This window comes from Helicobacter mehlei (assembly GCF_003660265.1).
In the GTDB taxonomy this organism is placed as follows: Bacteria; Campylobacterota; Campylobacteria; order Campylobacterales; family Helicobacteraceae; genus Helicobacter; species Helicobacter mehlei.
Genome location: NZ_QXQP01000100.1, coordinates 1 through 217, shown reverse-complemented (window position 1 = coordinate 217; position 217 = coordinate 1). Strand labels below are relative to the sequence as shown.

Below are 217 nucleotides of genomic sequence, written 5' to 3'. Positions count from 1 at the left end.
GTGGGGAGGGCTGGTTCTGCATTCATGGCCTCCATAGAATCCTCTAAGTTAGGAGTTTCTAGGGAGTCTCCCTCCATTTCTTGGGAAGGGGCTAGCTCCCCTACACTCTCCAATTGTGGGTGTTGCTCCTCTGTTTCTAATCCTGGCTCTGACACTTCTTGTTCTGGTGCCACTTCTGATTCTACGGCCCTAGCTTCTGCCCCCTCAGTCTCTAACT

1 protein-coding gene is annotated in these 217 nt (G+C 52.1%); it reads right to left on the bottom strand.

Annotated features, from left to right (window positions below; genetic code table 11):
- Positions 1-217 (bottom strand): hypothetical protein (locus EAO36_RS08405; RefSeq protein WP_162983305.1); only part of this gene is annotated, 217 nt, incomplete at both ends.